10 protein-coding genes are annotated in these 8400 nt (G+C 71.9%); all 10 read left to right on the top strand.

Going from position 1 to position 8400, the window contains the following annotated elements:
* Positions 1 to 341 precede the first annotated feature (341 nt).
* Complete coding sequence (locus J0670_RS01270; protein ID WP_207808740.1) at positions 342 to 773, top strand: hypothetical protein; 432 nt, start codon at positions 342 to 344, stop codon at positions 771 to 773.
* A complete protein-coding gene (locus tag J0670_RS01265; protein WP_207808739.1) occupies positions 770 to 1237 on the top strand; it encodes a hypothetical protein in 468 nt (155 codons plus the stop codon). The genes J0670_RS01270 and J0670_RS01265 overlap by 4 nt, the downstream gene beginning before the upstream one ends.
* A gap of 178 nt (positions 1238 to 1415) precedes the next feature.
* Positions 1416 to 3269 carry a glycoside hydrolase family 15 protein gene (locus J0670_RS01260; RefSeq protein WP_207808735.1) on the top strand — a complete coding sequence of 618 codons (1854 nt, stop codon included), beginning with the start codon at positions 1416 to 1418 and terminating at the stop codon, positions 3267 to 3269.
* Positions 3269 to 5380, top strand: a complete 2112-nt coding sequence (locus tag J0670_RS01255; protein WP_207808731.1) for a tetratricopeptide repeat protein — start codon at positions 3269 to 3271, stop codon at positions 5378 to 5380. The genes J0670_RS01260 and J0670_RS01255 overlap by 1 nt, the downstream gene beginning before the upstream one ends.
* Before the next feature lie 111 nt (positions 5381 to 5491).
* The gene (locus tag J0670_RS01250; protein WP_207808730.1) at positions 5492 to 6109 is read left to right on the top strand and encodes a hypothetical protein; all 618 of its coding nucleotides are present in this window, start codon (positions 5492 to 5494) and stop codon (positions 6107 to 6109) included.
* 87 nt (positions 6110 to 6196) lie between these two features.
* Complete coding sequence (locus J0670_RS01245) at positions 6197 to 6796, top strand: hypothetical protein (RefSeq protein ID WP_207808728.1); 600 nt, start codon at positions 6197 to 6199, stop codon at positions 6794 to 6796.
* Positions 6796 to 7137, top strand: coding sequence for a hypothetical protein (locus J0670_RS01240; protein ID WP_207808726.1), 342 nt, complete (start codon positions 6796 to 6798; stop codon positions 7135 to 7137). The genes J0670_RS01245 and J0670_RS01240 overlap by 1 nt, the downstream gene beginning before the upstream one ends.
* Entirely contained in the window at positions 7137 to 7607 is a 471-nt protein-coding gene (locus J0670_RS01235; protein WP_207808725.1) for a hypothetical protein, read from the top strand. The genes J0670_RS01240 and J0670_RS01235 overlap by 1 nt, the downstream gene beginning before the upstream one ends.
* 111 nt (positions 7608 to 7718) lie before the next feature.
* A complete protein-coding gene (locus tag J0670_RS01230; RefSeq protein ID WP_207808723.1) occupies positions 7719 to 7967 on the top strand; it encodes a hypothetical protein in 249 nt (82 codons plus the stop codon).
* Positions 7968 to 7992: 25 nt separating this feature from the next.
* Positions 7993 to 8388: a hypothetical protein gene (locus tag J0670_RS01225; RefSeq protein ID WP_207808721.1), complete on the top strand. Its 396-nt coding sequence runs from the start codon at positions 7993 to 7995 to the stop codon at positions 8386 to 8388.
* The last annotated feature ends 12 nt before the right edge of the window (positions 8389 to 8400 follow it).

The raw sequence follows: 8400 nt of genomic DNA, 5'->3' as shown, positions 1-8400 counted from the left end.
GGTTCACCTCCGCCGGACGGCCGGGCCACAACGGATCGGCGACAGCCGATCCCACGCTGACCGTCCCCAGGCGCGGGCGCGCGCAGGGTGGTGCCGCTGCGCCCCCTGGGGACGGTCAGCTTCGAGCCCCACGCAACGACCGACCGCGATGGCCTGCGGCACCGACAGGCCGGAAAGGCACAACCCTGATGCGCTCCACCGACCACACACTGGCAGTAGCCGACGCAGGCCAGACGTCTCCTGATGAGGGTCCCCTTGAGCACCAGATCCCGGTTGTGGAGGATCCGCGGGTGCGCCCCTGCGGGCACTGCCCCGACCTCCCGTCGGAGGAGCGCGAGGTGATGGTGCTGCTCGCCGGGGACCTCAACGTTGTAGAGATCGCCGAGCGCACCGGCGCCTCCGACTACGGGGTCCGAACTCGCCTCAAGGAGCTGGGGCAGCGGCTCGGGGCGGCGACCTCCCCGCAGATCGTCGACATCGCCTGCCGGACGGGACTGTTGATCCCGCAGCGCGCCGTGCTCAAGACACCGATCTCCGTATCCGCGTTGACCTCGTTCCAGGCCCTGGCGGAGGGCGGCACTCGCGCATGGATCGCCAGGCGCAAGAAGGTCTCGGAGGGCACGGTCGCCACCCATCTGGCGGCCGTCCGGTCCCGGATGCGCGCCTCGTGGAATGCGGCAGCGGTCTACAGGTTGCACGGTGTGGAGCCCGCGGTCCTGAGGGCCACCACCCCGCCGTGCCCGGTCTGTGGCGTCGGGGAAGCGGAAAGGTGAGTACGCCATCACCGGCGGCCGAGGACCAAGCCTCCGCCGTCGCGACCTATGCGGGCATCCCGGTGCTCCTGCTCATCGGGCACCCCGGCATACCCACGATCTCCGCCGCAGTCGGTACCGGCCAGCCGTGCCGCTACACCTCCACCACCGTCGTCTACGAGGACGGCCTGCGCGCCGAGGTCCACGCGCCCGGCGGCCCGACGCCGGAGGAACTCGTGCTCCGCATGCTGCCCGGCGCCGCGAAGCTATGGCCCGCTCTCCTGGCCACGCCCGGCGAAATGATCTGGGGCACCGAGACCAGCTACGGCGGCCTGACGGCGCGCGCCGGGATCTGGAACGGCTGGACGCTGTGCCACCTGACCCGCGATGAGTACGGTCGGGGGCGCCTGCCGGCGCTGCGCCTGGTCGGCGTTGAATCCCTTCCCACCGGCCGTCCTGGGCGCGACGCCGCCTCTGGCCTGTAGCCGGGTGGACCACCTACGTCGGCAGGCCTGCAAGGGACCTGCCGCGGATCGCCGTGGCCGCGCCCCGGCGAGCGACATCGCGCTCACGCGCGTTTGCACCGCACGCACCACCCATGGCGGCCGTCCGGGTTAGGGCCGCACCCCCATCAACTGTCCATCTCGCACCAGGAGTTCAACCATGCGCGACCCGTCAATCGAGGAGCACGCCTTCCTCAGCAACACGCGCACCGCAGCGCTCACCCGACCCGACGGCACGATGAACTGGTTGTGCCTGCCGACCTTCGCCTCCGGTGCCGTGTTCGCGAGTCTCCTCGGCACCCCCTCGAACGGCTTCTGGCGAGTCGGCCCGGCCATGTACACCAGTGCGCCGCCCGAGAGCCGGCGTCGTTACGTCGGAGACACCCTCACGGTCGAACAGACCTGGGACACCGGCAGTGGCGTCCTGGAGGTGACCGACTTCCTGCCCGCCCCGGACGCCAGCGGGGACGCGCCGCCGACCGTCGTGCGCGTCGCCACCTGCCGCAGCGGCATGGTCCGCCTGGCCTCCGAGTTTCAGCCCCGCCTCGGCTACGGCTCCGTCACCCCCGGCCTGCAGTACGTCGGCCACGGCACACCCCGGCTGCGCGTGACGGCTGGCAGCGACACCTACTGGTTGGACGGGCCCCGTCACAGTGCCGACCGCGGCAGCGCGTCCTGCGACATGCCGCTGAAGGCCGGGCAGAGCATCGTGTTCGCGCTGACGTGGACGCGTACCGGGAGCCCGGCGCCCGCCCGGTTGACGGGCACCACCGTGCTGGAGGAGACCCAGCGGTACTGGACGCAGTGGGCATCCGCCTGCACCTACGACGGCCCGCACCGGGACGCCGTCCTCCGGTCGGCGCTCACCCTCAAGGGCCTGTGCGATGTCGGCGGCGCCGCGGTCGCGGCCCCAACCACCTCGCTGCCCGCGCCCATCGGCGGCGAGCGCAACTGGGACTACCGGCACACCTGGCCGCGCGACACCGCGTGGATGATGCAGGCCCTCCTGTCGCTGGGATACACCGAGGAGCCCACCGCCTACCGGAACTGGCTGACCACCCACATCGACCCGGATGGCCCCAAACCCCTTTACAGCCTCGACGGCGGGCCCGTCCCGGCCGAGGAGACCCTGCCCCACCTGTCGGGCTACCGCGGTTCCACGCCGGTGCGGGTCGGCAACGCCGCCGCCGAACAACATCAGCTCGACGTGTACGGCGAACTCGCCGACCTGCTCGCGCAGATGGACGACGCAGACATCCCGCCCTGCCCCGACGCCGACCGCCTGCTGCTCGCCATCGCCCTCAACGTCGAGGCACTGTGGGAGCAGCCCGACGACGGGATGTGGGAAAGCCGAGGCACACGCCGCCGGTACGTCTCCTCCCTGGTGTGGGCCTGGGTCGCCCTTGATCGGGCCGCCCGCGTGCTGGAACGCCACGGGGCCGCCGACGAGGAGACCCTGCTGCGCCTGGCGACGGTCGCCGGCACCGTCCACGCGGAGGTGTGCGCCAAGGGCTACGACGCGCAACGCAACACCTTCACCCAGTACTTCGGCAGCCAGGACCTGGACGCCTCGCTCCTGCACATCGCCCGCGTCGGTTTCCTTCCGCCGGACGACAAGCGGGTGATCGGGACCGTCGAGGCAGTGGAACGCGAGCTCTCCGTCGGTGGCGGCCTGCTCCTGCGTTACCCAACCCACGCTGACGCCGCCGACAACGTGGACGGACTGGCCGGCCACGAGGGGGCGTTCTTGGCCACGGCGTTCTGGATGGTCGAAGCCCTTGCCCTCATCGGCCGGGGCACCGATGCCCGTGAACTGCTCGACCGCCTCCTCTCGGTGCGCAGCGATCTCGGCCTCCTGGCCGAACAGTACGACCCCGCCGAAGAAGTTCACCTCGGCAACTACCCGCAGGGCCTGTCGCACGACGGCCTGATCCGCGCTGTCCTGGCCATCAACACCCAGGGCTCCGTCCCTGCTGGCGCCGACGAACTGGTGCTCGCGGCCGCGGAGTCGTAGTGGAGCAGCAGGAAGTCACCAACCGCATCACCGGGCAGGTCGGCACCGCAGTCATGGCCGGCACCATCAACGGCGGCATCCACATCCAGCCCACGCCGCCACCGCCGAGCCCACCGCGCCAACTCCGTGCCGTACCGCGAGTCTTCACCGACCGGGCCGAGGCGTTGGACGCGTTGAACGCGACGAGATCACCCCTCCCGGAGGGCACCGCCCCGGTCATCGTGATCCACGGTGACGCCGGAGTCGGCCGACGCACGCTCGCCGCCCGATGGGCCAGGCAACTGGCCGACGAGTTCCCCGACGGCCAACTCGTGGCTCCGCTCTCCGGCGGACCCACCGGTCGGTACCCACCAGTCGCCGAGATCGTGCGACGACTGCTGGGTTCGCTCGGGCTCGGCGTCACCACACCGCTCCCCGGGCACACCGACGACCTCCTGGCACTGTGGCGGTCGGCGACGGCCAGCCGACGGCTCTTACTTGTGCTCGAGGAAGCCACCACCGACCAGGGCGTGGTTCCGCTGGTGCCCGCCAACCCGGGCTGCCTCATCGTCGTCACCAGCCGCACGGTACTGCCCGCCCTCGCCGCTCATGGCGCACATCATCTCCACCTGTCGCCACTCGCGCCCGGGCACGCCCTCGTGCTGCTGCGCCGCATCATCGGCGAGAAGCGAGTTGCCGCAGAGCCGCACGCCGCGGTTCGCCTTGTAGAAGCCTGCGGCGGCCTGCCGTTGGCGCTCGGGCTCGCCGGTGGAGAGCTCGCCCTCAACCCGGCCAGAACACTGACCGACCACGTTGAACTGTCCCCGCCCCAACCAGGAGCGCTCTCCGTGACGATCACGAACGCCATCGACCAAATGCCCGACGAACAACGGCGGCTGCTCGCCGACATCGCTCAGCTGCCCGCACCGGACCTGGACGGTCACACCGTCGCTGCCTCCACCGCCACGCCCGTCAGCCGGACAACGCGCCTGCTGGAAGAACTCTCCGCCCGGCACCTGCTGGACCGCACCGGTGATGTTGCGGGTCGGGGCCCGGTGTACGCGATCCGCCCCGAGGTGGCCGACCGCGCCCTGGCGCTCAACGAGCGAGCCGGCACCGGTACGACGGTCGTCCAGCGGTACCTGGACTTCCTGACCGCCACCGCCTACGAGACCGGGCGGATCCTGACTCCGCACCACCGTGTCCTGGAACACAGCAGCCGACACGAACCTGCGGAGCCCGTGCGGTTCGCCGACGACACGAGCGCCCTCGGTTGGCTGGAGGTCATGGCCTCCGCGTTGCTCCCGGCGCTCGACGCCGCCACCAAGCACGGCGAACACAGGGCCGCGACCTGCGTTGTGCACGCGGCGTGGCCGCTGTTCCACTACACCCGCCGCTACGAGGAACTGTGGATTCCCGCCCACCGGCAGGGCTTGGCCGCTGCCGAACGGTGGGGCGACACCATGGGCATCCGCGAGATGCTGTCCACGCTCGCCGCTGGCCTGCGCGGCATGCGCTCCTACGACGAGGCGATCAGCTGCTTGCGACGCGCACTCACCCTGGCGGAGGGCGACCTCGAGGGAATCGCCCAGTACACGAGCGGGATCGGCGCGTGTCTGCATGCCGATGGGCGCTACGCCGAGTCCATGCCGCACCTCGTCGACGCTGCCGCCCGCTACGAACGGCTCGGCCGCGCGCGTGGCCAAGGCCTCGCCCTGATCCTCATCGGGTCGGCGCACGCCCGCCAGGGCGAGCCGGCCACCGGGGTACCGGTGCTTCAAGAGGCCCGCATGCTGCTCTCCGCTCTGACTGACCCGGACCTGGTGAACGCCGCGCGAGCAGAGGCGTTCCTCGGGGAGGCGCACTCTCTCGCGGGGGAGCACGACCTCGCGGCGGCTGCACTCGTGCAGGCCCTGGAGCAGTTCCGCTCCTTCGGAGTGCCGTACTGGACCGCGCACGTCATGGAGTTCCTGGGCCAGGCCGCGATCCGGGGCGGCCAGCGCAAGAGCGCCCTGGAGTGGTACGGCACCAGCCTCGACCACTACACCGAGCTTGCCAGCCGTCACGACATCGCTCGTCTCCAGCGCCGCATCAGCGCCGTGCCTGGCCCCGCGGCGCAGCTTGGAGGCTGACCGATGAGGACCGTCTTGCGTCACCGCCCCGGCCTGCTGTGGGGCCCGCGCCTGCAACGGGCACGCCGTGCGAAGCCGCTCAGGGGCCAGGTCCAAGCCGTGGTGCCGTCCGTGGAGAAACGGGCCCCGCGCCGTCCGGTCGAGGGAGGCGACGACACGAGAGCCGCGCTCACGTGGGGCGCGCAGCGCCTCGAAGCCCTGGACGTGGCATCCGGGCCGCGGCCGGAGCTGACAGGCGACCAAATTCGGCTGCTGATCGGCTACATGAGCGGGCTGACGTACGAGGGGCTCGGGCGTCTGGCCGGTACTAGTGCGAAGCAGGTGAACTTCGTCCTCCGTCGGATTAGCGCCCTCCTGCGGATGAAGGGGCGGCTCCAGACCATGTTCGCGGTGCTGGCGCGCGAGTACGTACAGCCTGAACAGGTCGTACCTGCGGGAGTTTCGCGGGACAAAGTGTCGCTGCCCGCCGATACCGTCGCCCTGCTCACCCTGCTCGCCAGCAATGTGAGCCAGGAGACCGCTGCTGCCAAAGTCGGTATCAGCTTGCCCCAAAGCCAGTACCTTCTGCTGTACGCCCGTGTCGCGCTCTCTGCCAAGAGCAGCCAGCAAGCCGTCGTGATCGCTGCGGTTCTCGGCATCATCACCGTCCCGGGCGTGCCGACGTATGAGGCCCCTGGCGTTGCAGCAGCTCCGCCGGGTGACGAGGCGCGAGAGCCAACCTGCGGCTGACGAACGCCGGTGGCGGTCCGGAGCGACACAAGCTCGGGCCGCCACTTACTGTCCACCCTCGCCACCAACCGGCACGGGGAGGACGCGGTGGAGCTGATTGTCACGGCCGAGGAGATTGCCCGTCGCCTCGGCATCACCGTTCCGCTCGGCGAGGACAATCGGCTGCGCATCGAAACCGCCATCGAGGACGCGCAAGACGCCCTCATCGGACACCTCGGCCGGCCGCTGCTGCCCGCGCAGTACACCGAGAGCGGTGTCCGCGCCGGGGCGGACGGCTGGGTGCTCCACCATGCCCCCGTCATCGCGGTGACCTCCGCAGTCCTGGACACGGGCACGTCGGCGGGCCCCTTCGGCACGCCGACGTACACCGTCACCTACACCGCCGGGATCGACGCCCGCGCCGACCCGCAGACCGCCCCGCTGCGTCTGTGGGTCCGCGCGACGGCGTGCCACCACCCGCTGCTGGCGGACGCGCCCGCGCGCCGGCGCCGCGTCGCTTCCGCCTCCGTGGAGGGCCAGTCGGTTACCTACGACACTGCGGCCGAGCCGCCGCTGGTGCTCGCGCCGCCGGACCTCGCCACGACCGACCGGTGGCGGCTGCGCGGCCGCCGGGTCTACCAGGCCCCGACGAGGCCGAACCCGCCCGGGCTCACGATCCCCGGACACTTCGGCTCGGGTGGGCTGTGATGGCGGTCCTGCTGGCCGACCGGCAGCTCGGTGTCCGCACGCGGGGTACGCCCGTCCTGGACGCGCACGGCGCGGAGGTGACCGGGCTGCTCGGCCCGCTGCGGGGACCGTGGCCAGGCCGCGCCGTGCCGCAGTCCGACGGCACGTGGCACCTGGCCCTGGACGTGCGGGCCGGCACCCTGTTGGTCGGCGATGTCGTGGTGGAGCCGTCCACCGGAACTGAGTGGACCGTCCTTGTCGCCGACCAGTTGGCGAACACCGACGACCCGGCGCTGGCCTACGCGCGGATCAAGGCACGCGCCCGCGTCTTGGACGGCACCCGGCCGGAAGGGCACCCGTGATGGCCCGCCTCGAACTGCCCTCCGACATCGCCCGCCGCCTGGCCCCGCTGATGCTGCGGCACACTCAGCGCCTGGCCGGGGAAGTGGAGGAGGAAGCCCGGCGGCGGGCCCCGGCGGCCAAGACCTGGCACGCGCAGGAAGACGGCCGCGCGCGGCCCAGCCACCAGGCCGCCGACGGCCAGACCGTGCCGGCGCCGCTTCCCTTCTCCGTCGGTGACACCACACTCTCCGGGCCCCGCGACCCCGACGGCCCGGTGGAGGAGACCGCGGGGTGCCGGTGCTCGGTCACCGAGGACCCGGAAGCCGTCGCCGTGACGATCTCGGCGGGCAAGGCCGCCATCGACGGCACGCGTACCCGGGCGGAAGTCGTCTGCGACTTCCCGCGTGCCGCCGAGGCGGAGTTCGCGCACGGCGACGGCACGCACTTCATGAGCGGTGCCGCCTCCCAGGTCGCCGCCCGGCACCGCTGACCCGCCGCACCGGACCTGGGCCAGCGAAAGGCCCGGTACGGCGGGGCGGACGGTAGCGGTCGCGCCCTGCTTTCCTTCGCCGGTCACCCCCTACCGCCTGAAGGAGTCGACATGGCCCAGCCTGACCGCGTCCGCATCGTTCTCGCCCATCACTTCAGCCGGGACGGCGAGCAGCTGCTGCCCGGCGACGAGATCGAGGTCCCGCATCACGAGGCCCAGCAGCTGATCGGCGCCGGGTACGTCGCCGACGTGGACCCCACCGACTCGGCCGCGGTCGCCAAGGCCCTCGCGCCGGTCGAGAGCAAGCCGGCCCTGGCCAAGCCGACGTCGAACAAGGCGGCAGGGCAGGCGAGTGGGTGACCTGGCCGCCCTCGACCCTGAGGAATTGGCTGTCGCCTGGCTGTCGGGGCACGCCGAGCTGACGAGGACGCTCGGTGGGCCCAGGCGGGTCGGGGCCCGCAATACCCCGCCTTACCCCCGCATCCGCATCACTCAGGTTCCCGGCGGCTCCGCCCCGGGCTGGCGCTGGACCGCCACCTTCCACCTCCAGGTCGAAGCACTCGGCGACCTGGACCGCTCGACTCCCCGCCCCCTGCTGCGCCGGGCATTCGCCACCGCGATCAAGGCCCTGCACGAGCTGGCCGAGCAGGCCGCCGTGCCGGGCCGGCCGGTGGTGACCGCTGTGCGGGCGCTGTCGGCTGGAGGGTGGTTGCCGGAGCCGACCGGCCAGGCCCGGTACGTCGCCGTGCTCGCCGTCACCGCGCACCCGCCGGTCGGCTGAGGGGGTATTGCG

Source organism: Streptomyces sp. FH025, from assembly GCF_017427025.1.
In the GTDB taxonomy this organism is placed as follows: domain Bacteria; phylum Actinomycetota; class Actinomycetes; order Streptomycetales; family Streptomycetaceae; genus Kitasatospora.
This window is presented reverse-complemented; position numbering and strand designations above follow the sequence as displayed.

Excerpts from the sequence above, each read along its gene's own strand:
- J0670_RS01270 (WP_207808740.1), top strand. The coding sequence starts at position 342 with ATGGTGCTGCTCGCCGGGGACCTCAACGTTGTAGAGATCGCCGAGCGC.
- J0670_RS01260 (WP_207808735.1), top strand. The coding sequence starts at position 1,416 with ATGCGCGACCCGTCAATCGAGGAGCACGCCTTCCTCAGCAACACGCGC.
- J0670_RS01240 (WP_207808726.1), top strand. The coding sequence starts at position 6,796 with ATGGCGGTCCTGCTGGCCGACCGGCAGCTCGGTGTCCGCACGCGGGGT.
- J0670_RS01235 (WP_207808725.1), top strand. The coding sequence starts at position 7,137 with ATGGCCCGCCTCGAACTGCCCTCCGACATCGCCCGCCGCCTGGCCCCG.
- J0670_RS01230 (WP_207808723.1), top strand. The coding sequence starts at position 7,719 with ATGGCCCAGCCTGACCGCGTCCGCATCGTTCTCGCCCATCACTTCAGC.